The sequence below is a fragment of the Parasalinivibrio latis genome, from assembly GCF_036825535.1.
GTDB classification, from domain to species: Bacteria; Pseudomonadota; Gammaproteobacteria; order Enterobacterales; family Vibrionaceae; genus Parasalinivibrio; species Parasalinivibrio latis.
This window is the reverse complement of the sequence record NZ_CP098812.1, coordinates 377,532-396,009: the sequence shown is the minus strand read 5'-3', so window position 1 is coordinate 396,009 and position 18,478 is coordinate 377,532. Positions and strand designations below refer to the sequence as shown.

Sequence of the window (18,478 nt, the reverse complement as noted above, 5' to 3'; positions counted from 1 at the left end):
TTATTTCTTGGCGACATGCATCATGTCTGACGTATATGCATCCGGTGCGATGTTGAGTATCCGCAAAGCACTTTTCATCACCTCAGAGAACACCGGCGCTGCCACTACACCGCCGTAGTATTTGTCACCCTGAGGTTCATTGATAACCACCACCATGGCGATACGCGGATCACTGATCGGCGCAATACCAGCGGTAAAGGCAATATATTCGTCACTGTAGCCACCGGCCACTGCCACCTTGGCTGTACCGGTTTTCGCCCCGATGCGGTAACCATCTACCGCAGCCCGGGTCGCACTGCCCCCTTTCTGGGTAACAGCTTCAAGCATCTTGACCACTTTCATCGCATTTTCCTGCGATACAACCTGTTTGCCCGGAACCACTTGATCCGTCTTGAGGATCGACAGCGGACGGCTTACCCCGTAGGCCCCCAGCGCAGCGTAGGCGCGTGCGAGCTGTGCCGGTGTGACTGAGATGCCATAGCCGAAGGCTAATGTGGCTCGCTCAAAATCAGACCAGCGGGTACGGGTCGGGAAATGTCCGGCAGACTCGCCAATCAGGCTGACCCCGGTGTATTCACCCAGCCCAAAGCTGCCGTAGAGGCCAAGCAGCGCATCCACCGGCATGGCGAGGGAGAGCTTACTCACACCGATGTTACTGGATTTTTGCAGGATCTTGCGAAGGTCAGCCTTGCCGACCTTGGAGACATCCCGCACTTTGGCGCCGCCTATACGGAAGATGCCGTTGCCGGTGTCGATAACGGTGTGCTCGTCTGCCACATGGTTTTCCAGCGCGGCAAGCACCACGAATGGCTTGATAGTTGAACCCGGTTCAAACACGTCCGTCACTGCCCGGTTTCGCATCTTGAAGCTTTTGAGATCGCTGCGGTTATTTGGGTTGTACGACGGTGCGTTGACCATTGCCAGCACTTCGCCGGTTTTGACATCCACCATCACCAGGGTGCCGGATGTAGCCCGGTAGTCAGCAACCGCCTGCTTGATAGAGCGATAAGCGATAGCCTGCAGGCGCTGGTCAATACTGAGGTCAAGGGGCTTGCCCGGCTCTCGCGCTTCCTGGGAAATGGTTTCCACCACCCGGCCATATCGGTCTTTGCGCACTGTCCGGCGGCCCGGTTCACCGGTCAGCCAGCCATCATAGCTGCGCTCAACCCCTTCAAGGCCGTGCCCGTCGATACCAGTTACGCCAACCAAGTGGGCACTTACCTCACCTGCCGGGTAAAAACGGCGGGATTCGTCTTTCAGGCCAATACCCGGCAGTTTGAGCTTTTCGATGTAGTTGGAAACTGTCGCCCCGACCTGGCGCTGCAGGTAAATAAAACGGCGCTTTTTATTGGATTCAAGGCGGGAGATCAGTTCCTGGCGCGGGATGCCCAAGACATCTGCCAGCGCATACCAGCGGTTAAGCTCTTTGAGGCCATCTTCTTTGAAAATACGGACAGGGTCTGCATAAACCGCCTGCACAGGGACACTGACAGCCAGCGGTTCATTGTTACGGTCGGAGATAATGCCACGGGAAGACGGCAAGGCCTTAACCCGAAGGGAGCGAAGGTCCCCCTGATAGACAAGGTTGTCCGGTTCGACAACCTGGATATAGGCAGCACGTGCAATCAGAGCGACAAGTGCCAGACCGATGAAAAAGCAAATAACACCAAAGCGCCACTTAATGAACGCTGGTGGCGCTTTTGGTTTTTTCCGGTTTGGTGTGCCTTTTGGCTGTTTCACTTTAAGCTCACTATCACTTCATCTTTGGCACCCGGCCGGATAAGCCCGCGCTTTATTGCCATCGACTCGACCCGGCTGTGCTCCGAGAGTGCCGTTTCCTCCAAAATGAGGTTACGCCACTCAATATCCAGATTGTCCTTTTCCATCAAGAGTTGGTCCTGACGTGACACCAACTGACGGCTGAGCTGGGTGGTGTATACCACCGAAAGCGCACTGACCAGCACCAACACCAACAGAATCAACGGAATGAGACCCACTGTTCGCAGGTCATGTCCTATTTGTCTGGGCAGGCTCGGGTGGCGCTTCATCAGTGCTTACCCCAGTTTCTCCGCCACGCGCAGCACGGAACTGCGGGAGCGGGTGTTGTCATCCACTTCCAGATCAGAAGGCTTGAGTGCCTTGCCAACCGGCTTCATTGATGCACTGCCAAGGGCGCGTATCTGGTCTTCTGTCAGCGGTACACCGCGCGGTACATCCGGCCCCTTGCTCTGTTTGCGGATAAAGCGCTTAACCAGACGATCTTCCAGCGAATGGAAGCTGATAACTGACAGGCGGCCTCCGGGTGTCAGCACGTCAAGTGCCCCTTCCAACGCCTTTTCAATTTCATCAAGTTCGCGGTTTACAAAAATACGGATCGCCTGGAAGCTGCGCGTCGCCGGGTGTTTTTTCTTCTCACGGATTGGCGATGCGTTAGCAATGAGGTTGGCAAGCTGACCGGTACGGGTCAGAGGCTCTTTTTCCTCATCTTCACGGTGCGCCACAATGGCCCGGGCAATGCGCTTGGCAAAACGCTCTTCGCCATAGTCTTTCAGTACAACGGCGATGTCACTCGCATCCGCTTCCGCCAGCCAGTCCGCAGCAGACTGTCCCGATGTTGGGTCCATGCGCATATCCAGAGGACCGTCACGCAGGAAGCTGAACCCACGCTCTGGGTCGTCAAGCTGGGGTGAGGATACACCCAGGTCAGCCAACACTCCGTCAATTTTGCCAGTCAGGCCACGCTCTTCCATATAGGAAGCCAGGCCAGAAAACGGGCCATGGATAATACTGAAACGGGGATCTTCAATCGATTTGGACGCTTCAATCGCCTGAGGGTCGCGGTCAATCGCGTAGAGACGGCCGTCAGGACCCAGGCGGGAAAGCACTTCCCGGCTGTGGCCGCCGCGGCCAAAAGTACAGTCGACATAAATACCGTCGGGCTTGATCGCCAGCGCGTCAACAGACTCTTTAAGCAGGACAGAAACATGGGAAAAAGTGTTAGTGCTTGTTTCTGGCGTAGTATCTGACATATGCAATTAACCTAAAGCGACAGGCCGTTTAAGCGTTCTGACAACTCGCCAGTGCTTTCCAGGGGCTGTTGCTTGTCTTGTTCGATTTGTTGTTGCCAGCAGGCCTCATCCCAGATTTCAAATTTATTGAGCTGGCCAACCAGCATCACCCGGGAAGATAAATTGGCATATTGGCGTAAAGTCGGGGCAAGGAGAAGCCGGCCCTGGCTGTCAAGCTCGCATTCAGCAGCGTGTCCCAACAGAAGCCGCTGCAGCCGGCGCTCATTCGGGTTGAGTGTACTCAACCTAGCCAGTTTGGCCTCTATGCGCTCCCACTCCGGCAACGGGTAAAGCAACAGGCAGGGAAGATGATGGTCGATCGTGCACACCATGGCACCACCGCATTCTTCATCAATGACTGGGCGGTAACGCTTTGGTAACGCCAGTCTTCCTTTACTGTCGAGCGACAGTGCGCTCGCGCCCCTGAACATCATTCAGCCATTCCATTGATCCAATAAACACCACTTTTACCCACAATTCCCCACTGGAAAGTGTAAGTAGGGCGTAAAATAGATGTCAAGCTGAATGCCACAGTGAGCTCTGTCACATAAGAAAATAACCACCCAATAAACAAGGTGTTATTCCTTAAGCCGTGGCCGGGATTTTTTCAGGCATACCCTGAAAACAACAAAGGCGAGCCAATGCTCGCCTTTGTCATATATAGGGTGAGTCAGCCTATAAGCCGGGTTCTGTACCACTTGCGTGGCGGTAACCATTCCTCTAGGCCTGCAATCACTCACAGGCTCAAGCAACCTACCCGTCCCCAACGCGGGCCGCGCCATAGGGGACCTATTTGGTCTTGCTCCGGGTGGAGTTTACCGTGCCACGAACTGTTGCCAGTCGCGCGGTGCGCTCTTACCGCACCCTTTCACCCTTACCTGATCCTCCGAAGAGGCCATCGGCGGTTTGCTCTCTGTTGCACTGGTCGTAGGCTTTCGCCCCCCAGGCGTTACCTGGCACCCTGCCCTGCGGAGCCCGGACTTTCCTCCCCCTTACCAGTCTCCCGAGGGACATCAGTAAGGCAGCGGTTACCCGGCTGACTCAGGCGGCGGATTATATAGAAAAGCGCAGTCGCCCGCTACCCTTAACTTTCAGCAGAGGAAAGATTATCGAGTCCCCATTTATAAAGTGCGTTCTTTTTAACCGGATAGAGTTCTGCAACGATAGCCGCTGCCTTTTTTAGTGGCAGCTCGTTGGCCAGTAAACCAAGGGCTTTGCAGGCTTCTGTTGGCAAAGCATCTTTTTCAGGACGGTGACCCGCTACCAGTAAAACCATCTCACCTTTGGTGCGGTTGCTGTCCTGTTTCAGCCATTCAATAAGCTCAGCCAACGGCGCGCCATGAATGGTTTCATAGGTTTTAGTCAGCTCACGGGCCAGTACCACCTGCCTGTCCGGGCCAAGTACGGCAACCATGTCTTCCAGTGCATCATGGATACGGTGCGTTGATTCATAAAAAATCAGGGTGCGCTCATCCTCAGCAATCTCAGCAAACTTGTCACGACGCCCCTTGCTTTTTGGTGGCAGGAAACCTTCAAAGCTGAAGCGGTCGGAAGGCAGGCCTGAAGCGCTCAACGCAGTGATTACCGCACATGGGCCCGGGAGAGGGACGACATTGACCCCCGCGCCGCGGCAACGGGACACCAGGTGATAACCAGGGTCACTGATAAGCGGTGTACCAGCATCTGACACCAGGGCGATGGTTTTCCCTTCCTGGAGCTTGCTTACCAGTACATCAGCTTTTTGCTGCTCATTATGGTCATGGAGGGCGAAGGCCGGGGTCTTAATGCCAAAGTGGGAAAGCAGGCGCGCGGTATGGCGGGTGTCTTCTGCCGCAATAAGATCAGCCGACTGCAACACGTCCAGTGCACGCTGGGTGATGTCGCCCAGATTACCGATTGGTGTAGGGACAATGTAGAGCGTAGAGGCTTCAGTATGAAGAGGATTTGCATCCGTCATTTGTTTCGCACCCATTCGATGTTTAATATAGGGACAACTTGTCATGGTTGAAAAATGTTCATGCATAGAATTGTCCGGAATCGCAAGAGTGTAACACGACTGCTGGCCCCTGTAGCCTTAGCTGTTGCACTTGCTGCCTGTACGACCACAGCCCCAGTTGATCAGGCTGTGAGTTACGATATCACTGCACCCGCTACGCAAAGTTCCACCTATTATCTCGCCCGCGCAGAAACCACCGCCGGCAGCGAGAAAATTGATTGGTACCTGCTGGCCTTCAAAGCCCTGCTCAATGAGGGTCAGCTTGATCAGGCTGACGTATTGAGCTTCCGCCTAAGCAGTATGGCAATGTCTCCCTCCCAGTCAGCAGAATGGCAGCTTAACCGAGCCAGCCTGCTGGAGCAGCAAGGGAAACCACAGGCTGCGCTTGCTGGCCTTAATTTCCAAACCGGGTGGCGCCTGCCAAACTCACAACTTATTCGCTACCACCTGTTGCGCGCCGAATTAAACGAAACGTTGGAAAACCCTCTTCAGGCGGTAATTGAACGCTCTCAGGCTGACAGTCTCATCCAGGATCCGGTCGCCCGGCACAACAACATTGATAAAACCTGGTTGTCGCTGGCAAAACTCAATGGAGCCCAGCTTCATAGCCTGCAGTCTTCCTCAGACCCGGTAGCCCGTGGCTGGGCAGAGTTGATGGGCTTGCGGGTACAGTACGGCACCCAGGCTGACAAGCTGCAGCAGGCTATCGACGACTGGCTGACAGCCAACCCAGGCCACCCGGCTAACTTCTATTTGCCGGAAGAGCTCAAGGCCATACAGGCGCTGGAAATCACTGTTCCAACCCGTGTTGCAGTGTTGCTTCCATTGAGTGAAAGGTTTGCCAACCAAGGACAGGCTATCCGAAATGGTTTTATGCAGGCACTGTTTGACGACAAGACCCATGAAGCCAAGCCTGAAGTAAAGGTTATCGACACCAGCGGCAAGAGCATGGCTGAAATTGCCCAGACCCTGCGCGACAACCAAATTGATTTTGTTGTCGGCCCGCTCCAGAAAGAAAATGTCTCCCAGCTGCAAAACCTGCTCGGTAACAGTATCCCTATGCTTGCCCTCAACATCCCGGGCAAACTCGACGAAACCATGAGCCAAACCTGCTACCTGACACTTTCTCCAGAACAGGAAGCAACGCAGGCAGCTGACCACATCTACAGTCAGGGTAAGCTCTACCCTCTGGTAATGGTGCCAAGCAACAGCTTTGGCCGCCGGGTAGCAACCGCTTTTGCTGAGGAATGGAAAGGGCTGACCAACCGGGATGCCGACGTACAGTACCTTGGCAAACGCCGCAACATGCAACAGGATGTTCACCGTATTTTCGGCCTTACTGACAGTCAGGCACGCATCCAGCAAATGAACCGTTTACTGGGTACAGAACTGGAATCAGAACAGCGCAGCCGTCGCGATATTGATGCTGTTTACATGGCATCAACTGCTACCGACCTCAGTCTGCTCAAGCCGTTTATCGACGTTACCATCAACCCGGATGCCATCCCGCCGAAGCTGTACACTGGTTCACGCGGTAATGACAAAGCACAAGGTATGGGCGAGGTCGGTGAACTGCGTGGTATCGAGTTCAGTGATGTTCCCCTGCTTATCGACCTTCAGGAAGGCGCATCGGCGGAATACCGTACACTTTGGCCTAACCAGAGCAACGGCCTTGGCCGGCTCTATGCACTGGGAATGGACGCCTACCAATTGCTTTATGAACTTCCCCAGCTTCGCTCTCTGCCAGGGTTCTCCGTTGCCGGCCAATCCGGGGACCTGACTGCCGGGGAGCAATGTGTGATTGACCGTAAACTCCACTGGGCAACGTTTACTGACAACGGAATGGAACGTGTTAGCAAGGAAAGCGAAGGGACAGCTCTTTGAAAATGAAGCCAGGCTTTTCCTTGAAAAGAAAGGCCTGAATTTTCGTGATAACAATGCCCATGCCAAAGGCGGTGAAATTGACCTCGTCATGCAGGATAACAACTGCATCGTTTTTGTTGAGGTCCGTTTCCGCAAGAAGGCAACTTATGGCAACGCAGCCGAAACCGTCACCTATTCCAAGCGGCAACGAATGCTAAGGGCAGCAATGTTTTGGCTGATGCGAAACGGCTACCCCAGTGAAAGTACCGAGTTCCGGTTTGATATCGTTTCTTTTGATGGCAGTGCAGACAATGTTCACTGGCTGCCTGCGATAAGTATTGAAGGATAAACATGCAAGAGAGCATTAAAGAGAGTTTCACTGAAAACATCCAGACTCATATTGCTGCAGCAGAAGCCCTGCCGGATGTTATGGCCAAAGGCGCCCAAGCCATGGTGCAGTGCCTGCTCAACGGCAATAAAATCCTGTGCTGCGGTAACGGTGGTTCCGCGGCAAACGGACAGCATTTTGTCTCTTGCCTGCTGAATCGCTTCGAAACAGAGCGTCCGAGCCTGCCGGCACTTGCGTTGACGACAGACACGACCACCCTGACCGCGGTTGCCAATGACTACAACTATGAGGAAATTTTCTCAAAGCAGGTACGCGCCCTTGGACAATCCGGCGATATCCTGTTGGCTATCTCTACCAGCGGCAACAGCAAAGACATCATTAAAGCAATGGAAGCTGCCGTAACCCGGGACATGACCATTGTCGCCCTCACCGGTAAGGACGGTGGTGAAATGGCCGGTCTTTTAGGCCAGCAGGACGTTGAAATACGCGTACCTTCCCAACGCACGGCAAGAATTCAGGAAGTTCACCAACTGGTTCTCCATGCCCTGTGCGATTTAATTGATAACGTTCTGTTCCCTCGTCACGAGGAATACTGACAAATATTGGGCCTGGGCATCAGGCCATTGAGAAGGAGGAAGTCGTTTATGAAATCTTGGCTCATTGGTCTGATGGCACTGTCGCTGGTTTCCTGTTCAGCGGTCTACCAGACTGACCCTCGTTCCGTTGGGGAGACCTGGGATGACACAGCCATTGGTGTCGAAGTGGCTGGCATTGCCAACAAGGAGCCGTTTAAAACCGGCGTGCGGGTCAACGCAGTATCCTATGATGGAAAAGTTCTGCTAGTCGGACAGGCAGAGACACCACGTCTTCGCAGTGAACTGGTCGACAAAGTAAGGCGTCTTCAGGCAGTGGATGAAGTCTACGACCAAATTCGGATCCGCCCACCTTTGACTCTGGGTGAAGTCGCTGACGATACCTGGATAACCACCAAGGTAAAATCAGCCCTGATTGCCAACAAGAAACTGACTGATGTTTACGTAAAAGTGCTTACTGAAGACCGCGAGGTTTTCTTGCTTGGCTTTGTTACCCAATCCCAGGCTGATATAGCAGCAGACATTGCCCGCAATATCTCGGGCGTTAAACAGGTCATTAAGGCATTCGAATACATCGACGGTACCAAGCCGGTTTCGACACCCAGCCCAGTAACTGACGCCACATCATCTCAAGGGCCGGAAACCGCCCCGGCAGAAAGTACCGATACAGTCGAAACCTTTAAAATTGTTGATGAACCACCGGTTCAATAAACAATCATTTAAACAAAAAAACGCAGCCAGTCGGCTGCGTTTTTTATTGTTCTGCGTGGCGTAGCCTGAACTACTTCACGACCCGCAGGGAAGGGCGTCCACGAGGTGGACGCGGCGGTGTTTCATCATCACCATCCGCGGCTTCAAAAACAGGCTCTTCAAAAGAATCCTGATCCTCAAGCTCCTCAACAACGCCCAGACCTTCATTTTCCAGGCCGTCAAACATCTCTTCGCCATGAGGCATGTAGGCAGCCTCTGGCTCAAACATAGTGCCAGCACCGTTTTCACGGGCATAGATTGCAAGTACGGCGTAAACAGGTACTTCAACAGCAAAAGGACGACCGCTGAAACGTGCATTGAAGCGAACATCTTCACTGCCCAGTTCCAGGTTACCCACCGCGCGGGGTGCAACGTTCAGTACGATCTGGCCGTCCTGAACAAACTCACGCGGTACACGAACACCCGGCAAATCTGCCTCAACCACCAGATGTGGGGTCAGATCATTTTCCAGCAGCCACTCATAATAAGCGCGCAGGAGGTACGGGCGGCGTGGTGTCATACTGTCCATCGCCATATTACTTGCGGGTAAGGCGCATTTCGCGCTCTGCTTCAGTCAGCGATGCAAGGAACGAATCACGCTCGAACACACGGGCCATGTAGTTCTTCACTTCCTTGGCACCAGGACCGGTCAGGTCGATACCCAGGATTGGAAGACGCCACAACAATGGAGCAAGGTAGCAGTCAACCAGACTGAATTCTTCGCTCATGAAGTATGGGTATTCAGCAAATACCGGCGCCATTGACATCAGTTCTTCACGCAGTTGTTTGCGTGCTCTGTCTGCTTCTTCAGGGCCACCAGATACGATTGTCTCAACCAGGGAATACCAGTTACGTTCAATACGGTACATGAACAGACGGCTGTTGCCACGGGCAACAGGGTAAACAGGCATCAGTGGTGGATGAGGGAAACGCTCATCAAGGTATTCCATGATGATATTTGCGTTGTACAGTACCAGCTCACGATCAACCAGTGTAGGAACTGATCCGTACGGGTTCAGTGCACGAAGGTCTTCAGGCATGTTGTCCTGATCCACCAGTTCGATTTCGACACTTACACCTTTTTCAGCAAGCACGATGCGCACCTGATGGCTGTACATATCAGTCGCATCAGAATAAAGTGTCATCACCGAGCGTTTGTTGGCAGCAACAGCCATTTACCCCTCCAGGACGTTTCAATAACACAAAAAAGCAACGGGAGCACACGGCTCCCATTGCGGATTCGTTGGCCATCTAGATTAACCGATCAGTGGACATCTCGCCAATACTCTTTCTTGAGCAGATATGAGAGGATTAGGAAAATAACCATGAATCCAATCACCCACCAACCCATTTGCTGACGTTCCAGCTTTATAGGCTCCGCAGAATACTCAAGGAAGTTGACCAAATCACGTACGGCGTCATCGTACTCATCTTCACTCAATTCGCCGTTTCCGTCCGAACGAAGTTCGATGAATTCCTGAACTTCTTTACCGTCAACCTGAACAGTTTCGAAGATCTTGCGAGGTGTTCCCTGAAGCTCTTCCAGCACGTGTGGCATACCGACCAAAGGGAAAACAACGTTGTTCACGCCGAATGGACGGGACGGATCCACATAGAAAGAACGAAGGTAAGTGTAAATCCAATCTGTACCGCGGACTCGCGCCACCAGCGTCAAATCAGGGGCTGCGGCACCGAAATACTCACCAGCCGTTGCGTCAGGAATGGCATTTTCCATCAGATCACCAATTTTGGCATTCTGATCAAACACCAGATGCTCCATCATCAGATCTTCTGGGATCTCCAGATCGTCCGCTACACGCTGGTAACGCTGGTACTGGGTTGAGTGACAGGCAAAGCAGTAGTTCATGAACAACTTTGCGCCACGCTGCAGAGAAGCCTTATCAGAAAGGTCATTATTCGCTGCATCCAGCGGTACATTTGCACCAGCCGCCATCACCAGCGATGGCAGCAGGGCAAACAACATTACAATCCATTTCTTCATTTGTAGTTCACCCTCTCTGGTAGCGGTTTGGTCACTTCATTTTTGCTGTAGAAGAACAGCAGGACAAAGAACATGAAGTAACAGAAGCTGAAGATCTGAGCCAGAAGCGTGTAGGTCGGGGTTGCAGGCAACGCACCCAACACGCCCAGTACTACAAAGGCCACAATGAACTGTGCAATGTTGATTGTGTGGAACTTGCTGCGGTAGCGGTACGAACGTACCTTACAGCGATCAAGCCATGGCAACAGGAACAACAACACGATTGACAGCCCCATGGCCACAACACCCATCAGCTTGTGCGGAATGGCACGAAGAATGGCGTAGAAAGGTGTGAAGTACCAAACAGGAGCAATGTGCTCAGGAGTCTTCAGCGGGTTAGCCGCTTCGAAGTTAGGTGGCTCAAGGAAATAGCCGCCCATCTCAGGGTTGAAGAAAATCACATACGCAAACAGGATACCGAAACCACCGATACCGATAAGATCCTTCACCGTGCCGTAAGGGTGGAACGGGATCGAATCAATGATGTCGTACTTTTTGCTGTAGTAGCTGTGGAATTTAAACTGGGTCTGGTATCCCTCACCTTTAGTGCCTTTCGGCAGCTTGGTTTCGATTCCATCCGGGTTGTTCGATCCCACTTCGTGCAGTGCCAGGATGTGCAGCACGACGAGAAGAACCAGAACCAGTGGCAAGGCAATGACATGCAATGCGAAGAAACGGTTCAGCGTCGCACCGGAAATCACATAGTCACCACGAATCCAAAGGGTCAGGTCATCACCGATATACGGAATAGCACCGAAGAGCGAGATGATTACCTGTGCACCCCAGTATGACATCTGCCCCCATGGCAGCAGGTAACCCATAAAGGCTTCTGCCATCAAGACCAGGAAGATCAGCATACCGAACAGCCACAGAAGTTCACGCGGCTTTTGGTAAGAGCCGTAGATAAGGCCACGGTACATGTGGAGATAGACCACAACAAAAAATGCTGACGCACCGGTGGAGTGCATATATCGCAGCAACCAGCCGTACTCCACGTCACGCATAATGTATTCGATTGAAGCAAACGCCCCTTCAGCAGAAGGGTTGTAGCTCATCGTAAGCCAGATACCGGTGAGAATCTGGTTAACCAGAACCAACATTGCCAAAGAACCGAATAGGTACCAAAAGTTGAAGCTCTTCGGCATTGGGTATTCAGACAAATGCTTTTTATAAGCATTCATCATGGGTAGACGTTTTTCGACCCAATTAAGCAGGTTTTCCATTACGCTGCCCCCTCATCATCTACACCAACCAGGATGCGGTTGTCATCCAGGAATTTATGTGGCGGAATCACCAGGTTCAGAGGTGCAGGCACCCCTTGGAACACGCGGCCGGCCATATCAAATTTAGAACCATGACATGGGCAGAAGAATCCGGCATTCACTCCGCTTACCTGCTCACCGAAAGTATCCGGCAGATAAGTCGGTGAGCAACCCAGGTGGGTACAAACACCTACGGCCACCAGATACTCAGGGTTCACTGAACGATAGGTATTTTTGGCGTATTCAGGTTGTTGAGGTTCATCTGAAGCAGGGTCACGTAACTGACCATCAAGGCTTCCAAGCTGGTCAAGAATCGTTTGACTGCGGCGCACGACCCAGACAGGTTTACCCCGCCACTCGACGCGAACCATTTGTCCCACTTCCAGCTTGCTAATATCCACTTCGACCGGCGCACCGGCTGCTTTGGCCTTGGCGCTGGGGTTCCAAGATTTAATAAATGGAACCGCCACGGCTACGGCTCCCACACCACCCACTACGGCTGTCGTGGCAGTGAGAAAGCGGCGTCTGCCGGCATTCACTGGCGCATTGCTCATCCAATTGTCTCCCTTTTGCTCCCGCAGGGATTATTGTTATTTCCTTTGCGTCCATGGAGCGTACGGCTAACTCATCAAGAAAAGTAACAACAGCTTAGCTGCTTTTTTATAAACTGTTATCACGGTGCTCAAATGATAAAGAAAACCCTACTTTTTGACAAGATAAGGCTACCTTTTTGTAACATGCAAAAAGCGTTATTTAATTCATTAAATTCATAGAGATAGACAAAACAGTGTTACGAAAGATGGTTAGGAAAGATTGGAAGATTTGTGATCTATGGCGAGATAAAAAGCCACAATGTTTGTGGTGGGTGTGACCAATGTCTCTGCTGCCAGAGCCCTGAAAAATACAGATATAAAAAAACCCGGCCAAAAAGCCGGGTTTTTCTGTCCAATAGAACTGTAAGCGATAAATTAACGCTTAGAGAACTGTGGACGACGACGTGCTTTGCGCAGACCAACTTTCTTACGCTCAACACGACGAGCATCACGAGTAACAAAGCCAGCTGCACGCAGTGCAGGACGCAGTGTTTCATCGTATTCCATCAGTGCACGGGTGATACCGTGACGGATAGCGCCCGCTTGACCAGAGATACCACCACCGGTAACAGTGATGTACAGGTCCAGCTTCTCAGTCATTTCAACCAGCTCCAGTGGCTGACGAACAACCATGCGAGCAGTTTCACGACCGAAATAAGTTTCCAGTGAACGCTTGTTGATTACGATGTTACCGTTGCCCGGCTTGATGAATACTCGAGCTGCGGAGCTTTTGCGACGACCAGTGCCGTAGTATTGTTCTGCCATTACTCTGTCCCCCAATTAGATGTCCAGTACCTGCGGCTGTTGCGCAGTGTGCTTGTGCTCAGTGCCCGCGTAAACTTTCAGCTTACGGAACATGGCACGACCCAGAGGACCACGTGGCAGCATACCTTTAACGGCAAGCTCGATTACCATCTCAGGCTTCTTGGCAATCAGCTTTTCAAAGTTGATTGACTTGATGCCGCCGATGTAACCAGAGTGGTGGTAGTACATCTTGTCAGACGCTTTCTTACCGGTCACGGCAACTTTCTCAGCGTTGATAACAACGATGTAATCACCGGTGTCAACGTGAGGAGTGTATTCTGCTTTATGCTTACCGCGCAGGCGAGAAGCGATTTCAGTAGCCAGACGACCCAGAGTTTTACCTTCAGCGTCAACAACGTACCAGTCGCGTTTTACGGTTTCTGGTTTAGCAACGAAAGTTTTCATGCTAAGTGTTTACCCATTTAATCAATTTCACTCAAGGAGCATTTGCTCCCACTGTTCAAGAGCCCCATCCATCACCCCTTCGAGTGGTGGCACTCTCCGGCGTTAGCCGTTTACAGTAACGGTGGGTCGGCGGATTATAGGGAAAGGTGCGGAAAAAGTCACCATTTTTTTGACCATTTCCGCATTTCTGGACGTTAGTTTCTGGCGAATATATCCCGTTGGCCAAAGGTTCCCCATCAAGTGATGATTTTGTGCCCTTTGTCTTTTAGGGAAGATGCTCCAGGGCCAGGTAGTCGTGGCTTTGCATTTCGATCAGCCGCGAGCAGCAACGGCGGAACTCAAATGTCAGCCTGCCATCTGTGTAAAGCCCATCCATGGCCACCTCGGCTGAAATAATCAACTTTACATGGCGCTCATAGAATTCATCGACCATTGCAATAAAACGCCGGGCCGCATCATCAGTCCCCTCTCCCATCTTCGGGACGTCAGATAACAGTATGGTGTGATAAAGCCGCGCCAACTCCATATAGTCATTCTGGCTGCGTGGGGAATCGCACAGTTCCCTGAAACTGAAATGCACCACGCCGTCCGCCTCATGTCGTGTTGTCATTGGGCGGTTGTTGATCTCAATGACTTTGTTTTCAGATTTGGGTTCATCTGCAAGTTGGTCAAAGTAACGGATAAGGTTTTTTTCCGCCTGCTCGTCGAGGGGGTGATGGTATATCTCGGCCTGTTCAAGGGTACGCAGCCGGTAATCCACCCCGGCATCCACATTCAATACTTCACAGTGTTGATTCAGTAACGCAATGGCGGGCATGAAACGGGCACGCTGCAAGCCGTTGCGGTAAAGCTCATCCGGGATAATGTTGGAGGTTGCCACCAGGGTGATACCCCGGGCAAATAGTTCCTGCATCAGGGTGCCCAGTATCATGGCGTCAGTAATATCAGAAACAAAAAACTCATCAAAACAGAGCACATCTGTTTCAGCGGCAAAACGGTCAGCAACCGTCTTAAGTGGATCTGGTTCTTTTTCCAGTGTCCCAAGCTCATGGTGTACCCGGTGCATAAACCGGTGAAAGTGCATCCGGGTCTTGCGCTCAAACGGCAGGCATTCAAAGAAAGTGTCCATCAGGTAGGTTTTCCCCCTTCCGACCCCTCCCCACAGATATAAGCCTTTTTCCGGCTCTACTTGTACCGGTTCTGCTTTCTTCCAGGGCCAGATGCTGCGCTTGGGTTGTAGCCTGGGTTTGGAGGCTCTCTCTACCAAACGGTGGTATAAATCATCAAGGTGGCGAACAGCGTTTTCCTGGGCGCTGTCCCGGAGAAATTCCGGGCGGGTTAAATCCTTTTGATAGCGGGATAAGGGCGTCATTCCATGGCCTTCTTTATTATTCGAATTGCTGACTTTTCATCTGACACGTTTGCACTACAATGCCCGCGCGTCTCGTATTCAATAGTACCATGGGCATCTAATGCCATGTATAGTAGTGAGTAATTGCCAAGATTAGTTCTGTTTTTTACAAGGAGTAAGTATGGCGTGGATTAACGGCCTCGTGCTCGTAGCAGTCGGCATCGTTGTCGGCTTCCTCCTGGCCCGCATTACCAGAAAAAACGCTGACAACGCCAAAGCTCTTCAAAAAGAGCTGGATAAAACCAAATATGAACTGGAGCAATACCGGCAGGATCTTGTCGACCATTTTGCCCAGAGTGCCAAGCTGTTGGAAAGTATCTCTAAAGATTACGCCAAGCTGCACCAGCATATGGCGAAAACCTCTTCTGACCTTATGCCAGATCTGCCTGAGCAGGACAATCCGTTCACAAAACCCGTTCCAGAGCTTATCGTTGCCGAGGCTCCTCAAGAGCCACCCCGAGATTACTCTGAAGGTGCAACCGGTTTATTAAAAGGAGAGTCTGCTGAGCGTAAAGCCAGCTGACACCTGAACATCAAATAAGCACATAACGGCGCACATGCGCCGTTTTTTGTTACTTTTTAACCGTTGAACTTTTTCATTCTGACCCAATCTTAAACATAACAATCCCTGTATCCTCTGATGACGGCTCATCGAAAGGGATACAACACAATCGGTTCATTGTTATGGTCCTCTGGAGTCAATAAATATGATGAAAAAGTCACTGCTCACGCTGAGTATCATCGCTCTTGGTGTTAGTGCGGCCATCGCCAACCCACCAGCGGCAACTGCTGCCATCCCAAATACTGTTAACGGTCAGACTTTGCCAAGCCTTGCCCCGATGCTGGAGAAGGTGTCCCCGGCAGTTGTAAGTATTTCTGTCGAAGGCAAACAAGTTTCCAAGCAGCGTCTGCCTGACTCTTTCCGATTCTTCTTCGGCCCCGACTTCCCTACCGAACAACTGCAGGAACGTCCGTTCCGCGGGCTGGGATCAGGCGTCATCATTGATGCTGGCAAAGGTTACGTGATTACCAACCACCACGTCATCAATGGCGCTGACAAGATTCGTGTCCAGCTCCATGACGGCCGTGAATATGATGCCGAGCTGATTGGCAGCGACGCGATGTCTGATGTGGCGCTTCTCAAACTGACCGATGCCAAAAACCTGACCGAAATAAAGATTGCCGACTCAGACAAGTTGCGCGTGGGTGACTTCACTGTTGCTATCGGCAACCCGTTCGGCCTTGGCCAGACCGTCACCTCCGGTATTATCTCGGCACTTGGCCGAACCGGCCTCAACCTGGAAAATTTTGAGAACTTTATCCAGACCGACGCCGCAATCAACAGTGGTAACTCCGGCGGCGCACTGGTAAACCTTAACGGTGAACTTATCGGCATCAATACCGCTATCCTTGGCCCCAGCGGTGGCAATGTGGGTATCGGGTTTGCTATTCCATCCAACATGGCAAAGAACCTGACTGAGCAGATTATTGAATACGGTCAGGTAAAACGCGGCATGTTGGGGGTTAAAGGCGGAGAGTTGACTGCTGAGCTGGCTGAAGCCTTTGGCTATGAAACCAACCATGGCGCATTCGTGAGCCAGGTGGTTCCTGACTCTGCAGCAGATAAGGGGGGGCTCAAGGCCGGTGACATTATCGTTTCGGTCAATGATAAGCCAATCCGCTCTTTCGGTGAATTACGCGCGAAGATCGCCACCATTGGTGCCGGGAAGGAAGTGACACTGGGCATCATGCGCGACGGTGACAAAAAAGACATAAGCGTTGTACTGGAAGAAGCAAGCCTCGCCAAAGCTAAAGCCGACATGCTGCACGAAGCACTGGCTGGCGCTGAGCTTGAAAACAACCCTAATGGCAAAGGTGTAAGGGTCAGCCGGGTAGAAGAAAACTCCAAGGCATCCCAGTACGGCCTGCAGGAAGGCGATGTCATTGTCGGCCTGAACCGCTTCAGGGTTTCCAACCTCGGTGACCTTCGCAAACTGCTGGAGAAAAAACCGAATGTACTTGCGCTGAATATTGTCAGGGACAATACATCGCAATATCTGGTTATCCGCTAAATCTCACTATCAGAAGGGCCGGACTCATCCAGCCCTTCTTCTTAATTGCTTTGTTTCACTGCTACCTGCCCACCGCTGTCGCTATTTCTGACGCATTTTCAATGCTATTCTTGTACCTCAACACGGATGTCAGTCCGTCAAAGTGAGAGGAAAGCATGTTTGCATTTGTGGGGCGTTCGGTTTTATTGGGACTTTTAACAGCTGTATTGCTGTTGGCTATTTTCCCCGGGCTGCGCTTCAGTATGTCAGACCCTTCCATTTCCCTCAGTGCACTGACCCAGGAGCAGCCTCTCTCCTACAACGAAGCGGTTCGCCGTGCATCCCCTGCGGTAGTAAATATTTATACCCGTCGCTACAGCGGTGAAGACCGACTCCAGCTCAGCCCTGAAGGACTGGGATCGGGCGTAATAATGAGCAGCAAAGGCTATATCCTTACCAATTTCCATGTAATCTCCCGGGCAGACCAGGTGATCGTAGCACTTCAGGACGGGCGGATTTTTACTGCCCAGCTCGTTGGCTCGGATCGCCGCTCCGACATTGCGGTGTTAAAAATTGAAGCCGATAACCTGCCGGTGATCCCACAGAACCAGGAATATACGCCAGAAGTGGGTGATGTAGTGATGGCTATTGGCAACCCATATAACCTGGGGCAAACCACCACCTTCGGGATCATTTCAGCAACCGGGCGCAGCGGTATCAGCATTAATGGCCCCGGCGATTTCCTGCAAACGGATGCGGCCATTAACCAGGGTAACTCCGGAGGTGCACTGGTAAATACCCTGGGGGTGCTGGTTGGCATTAACACCGCTTCTTTCCAACAGGCGACTTCACTGGAAACCTACGGTATTTCCTTTGCAATTCCTTATAAGGTTGCGCTTAGGATGATGAACAAGATTATCGCTGATGGCCGGGTAATACGCGGATATATCGGCATCGACGGCCGGGATATCAACCCTGTCATGGCGCGCCTTCTGGATGTCCAGCATGTTCAGGGTATTGTGGTGATGGGTATGGATCCCAACGGTCCAGCGCACAAAGCCGGACTCAGGGTCAACGATGTCCTGATTGCCTTAGACAACAAACCGGTAAACGGTGTACGGAATGCATTTGATATTGTTGCTGACCTGCGTCCGGGTAAAGAGATACAGGTTAAGGTGATCCGCAACGGCCAACCTTTGAGCATACCGCTGACCATTGGTGAAGAGCCTGAGCAAAACCGGGGCTGACCTTTTTAACATACGATCAAAAACGCCACCTGTTACGGTGGCGTT

Annotated in this window: 20 protein-coding genes and 1 other RNA gene; 7 read left to right on the top strand and 14 right to left on the bottom strand. The window is 52.0% G+C overall.

Annotation, left to right across the window (positions count from 1 at the left end; translation table 11 throughout):
- The 6 genes from ftsI to rsmI all read right to left on the bottom strand — a co-directional run bounded on the left by ftsI (position 1) and on the right by rsmI (position 5,025).
- Positions 1-1,740, bottom strand: coding sequence for a peptidoglycan glycosyltransferase FtsI (ftsI, locus tag NF212_RS02025; protein ID WP_434358376.1), 1,740 nt, complete (start codon positions 1,738-1,740; stop codon positions 1-3).
- Complete coding sequence (gene ftsL / locus NF212_RS02020; RefSeq protein WP_434358374.1) at positions 1,737-2,048, bottom strand: cell division protein FtsL; 312 nt, start codon at positions 2,046-2,048, stop codon at positions 1,737-1,739. The genes ftsI and ftsL overlap by 4 nt, the downstream gene beginning before the upstream one ends.
- Before the next feature lie 6 nt (positions 2,049-2,054).
- Positions 2,055-3,029: a 16S rRNA (cytosine(1402)-N(4))-methyltransferase RsmH gene (rsmH, locus tag NF212_RS02015; RefSeq protein WP_434358372.1), complete on the bottom strand. Its 975-nt coding sequence runs from the start codon at positions 3,027-3,029 to the stop codon at positions 2,055-2,057.
- Between the two features lie 11 nt (positions 3,030-3,040).
- Entirely contained in the window at positions 3,041-3,499 is a 459-nt protein-coding gene (gene mraZ, locus NF212_RS02010) for a division/cell wall cluster transcriptional repressor MraZ (protein ID WP_434360813.1), read from the bottom strand.
- A gap of 231 nt (positions 3,500-3,730) precedes the next feature.
- Positions 3,731-4,112: RNase P RNA component class A (rnpB, locus tag NF212_RS02005), an RNA gene on the bottom strand.
- Between the two features lie 40 nt (positions 4,113-4,152).
- Positions 4,153-5,025 (bottom strand): 16S rRNA (cytidine(1402)-2'-O)-methyltransferase, encoded by an 873-nt coding sequence (gene rsmI, locus NF212_RS02000; RefSeq protein WP_434358370.1) that lies wholly within the window; start codon positions 5,023-5,025, stop codon positions 4,153-4,155.
- Positions 5,026-5,085: 60 nt separating this feature from the next.
- Between rsmI and NF212_RS01995 the strand changes: the two genes are divergently transcribed.
- The 4 genes from NF212_RS01995 to NF212_RS01980 are packed head-to-tail and all read left to right on the top strand — an operon-like array spanning position 5,086 to position 8,580.
- On the top strand, positions 5,086-6,948 hold the full coding sequence (locus tag NF212_RS01995; RefSeq protein ID WP_434358368.1) for a penicillin-binding protein activator: 1,863 nt from the start codon (positions 5,086-5,088) through the stop codon (positions 6,946-6,948).
- Positions 6,914-7,276, top strand: coding sequence for a YraN family protein (locus NF212_RS01990; protein ID WP_434358366.1), 363 nt, complete (start codon positions 6,914-6,916; stop codon positions 7,274-7,276). The genes NF212_RS01995 and NF212_RS01990 overlap by 35 nt, the downstream gene beginning before the upstream one ends.
- Before the next feature lie 2 nt (positions 7,277-7,278).
- The gene (locus NF212_RS01985; protein WP_434358364.1) at positions 7,279-7,872 is read left to right on the top strand and encodes a phosphoheptose isomerase; all 594 of its coding nucleotides are present in this window, start codon (positions 7,279-7,281) and stop codon (positions 7,870-7,872) included.
- A 48-nt stretch (positions 7,873-7,920) separates the two neighbouring features.
- Positions 7,921-8,580: a BON domain-containing protein gene (locus tag NF212_RS01980; RefSeq protein ID WP_434358362.1), complete on the top strand. Its 660-nt coding sequence runs from the start codon at positions 7,921-7,923 to the stop codon at positions 8,578-8,580.
- 70 nt (positions 8,581-8,650) lie between these two features.
- Here NF212_RS01980 and sspB read toward each other — a convergent pair whose 3' ends face one another.
- From sspB to zapE, 8 genes are all read right to left on the bottom strand, one after another.
- Entirely contained in the window at positions 8,651-9,154 is a 504-nt protein-coding gene (gene sspB / locus NF212_RS01975) for a ClpXP protease specificity-enhancing factor (RefSeq protein WP_434358360.1), read from the bottom strand.
- Position 9,155: 1 nt separating this feature from the next.
- The gene (gene sspA, locus NF212_RS01970) at positions 9,156-9,794 is read right to left on the bottom strand and encodes a stringent starvation protein SspA (protein ID WP_434358358.1); all 639 of its coding nucleotides are present in this window, start codon (positions 9,792-9,794) and stop codon (positions 9,156-9,158) included.
- Positions 9,795-9,883: 89 nt separating this feature from the next.
- Positions 9,884-10,621 (bottom strand): cytochrome c1, encoded by a 738-nt coding sequence (locus NF212_RS01965; protein ID WP_434358356.1) that lies wholly within the window; start codon positions 10,619-10,621, stop codon positions 9,884-9,886.
- Positions 10,618-11,883 (bottom strand): cytochrome b, encoded by a 1,266-nt coding sequence (locus NF212_RS01960; RefSeq protein ID WP_434358354.1) that lies wholly within the window; start codon positions 11,881-11,883, stop codon positions 10,618-10,620. The genes NF212_RS01965 and NF212_RS01960 overlap by 4 nt, the downstream gene beginning before the upstream one ends.
- Entirely contained in the window at positions 11,883-12,476 is a 594-nt protein-coding gene (gene petA, locus NF212_RS01955) for a ubiquinol-cytochrome c reductase iron-sulfur subunit (protein ID WP_434358352.1), read from the bottom strand. The genes NF212_RS01960 and petA overlap by 1 nt, the downstream gene beginning before the upstream one ends.
- A 414-nt stretch (positions 12,477-12,890) precedes the next feature.
- Entirely contained in the window at positions 12,891-13,280 is a 390-nt protein-coding gene (gene rpsI / locus NF212_RS01950) for a 30S ribosomal protein S9 (protein WP_054676920.1), read from the bottom strand.
- Positions 13,281-13,295: 15 nt separating this feature from the next.
- The gene (gene rplM, locus NF212_RS01945; protein WP_054676917.1) at positions 13,296-13,724 is read right to left on the bottom strand and encodes a 50S ribosomal protein L13; all 429 of its coding nucleotides are present in this window, start codon (positions 13,722-13,724) and stop codon (positions 13,296-13,298) included.
- A 265-nt stretch (positions 13,725-13,989) separates the two neighbouring features.
- Positions 13,990-15,096: a cell division protein ZapE gene (zapE, locus tag NF212_RS01940; RefSeq protein WP_434358349.1), complete on the bottom strand. Its 1,107-nt coding sequence runs from the start codon at positions 15,094-15,096 to the stop codon at positions 13,990-13,992.
- 160 nt (positions 15,097-15,256) lie between these two features.
- Here zapE and zapG point away from each other — a divergent pair, with 160 nt between their 5' ends.
- From zapG to degS, 3 genes are all read left to right on the top strand, one after another.
- Positions 15,257-15,658, top strand: coding sequence for a Z-ring associated protein ZapG (gene zapG / locus NF212_RS01935; RefSeq protein ID WP_434358347.1), 402 nt, complete (start codon positions 15,257-15,259; stop codon positions 15,656-15,658).
- A 187-nt stretch (positions 15,659-15,845) separates the two neighbouring features.
- Positions 15,846-17,207: a Do family serine endopeptidase gene (locus NF212_RS01930; protein ID WP_434360812.1), complete on the top strand. Its 1,362-nt coding sequence runs from the start codon at positions 15,846-15,848 to the stop codon at positions 17,205-17,207.
- A gap of 155 nt (positions 17,208-17,362) precedes the next feature.
- Positions 17,363-18,433, top strand: coding sequence for an outer membrane-stress sensor serine endopeptidase DegS (gene degS / locus NF212_RS01925; RefSeq protein ID WP_434358345.1), 1,071 nt, complete (start codon positions 17,363-17,365; stop codon positions 18,431-18,433).
- Positions 18,434-18,478 lie beyond the last annotated feature (45 nt).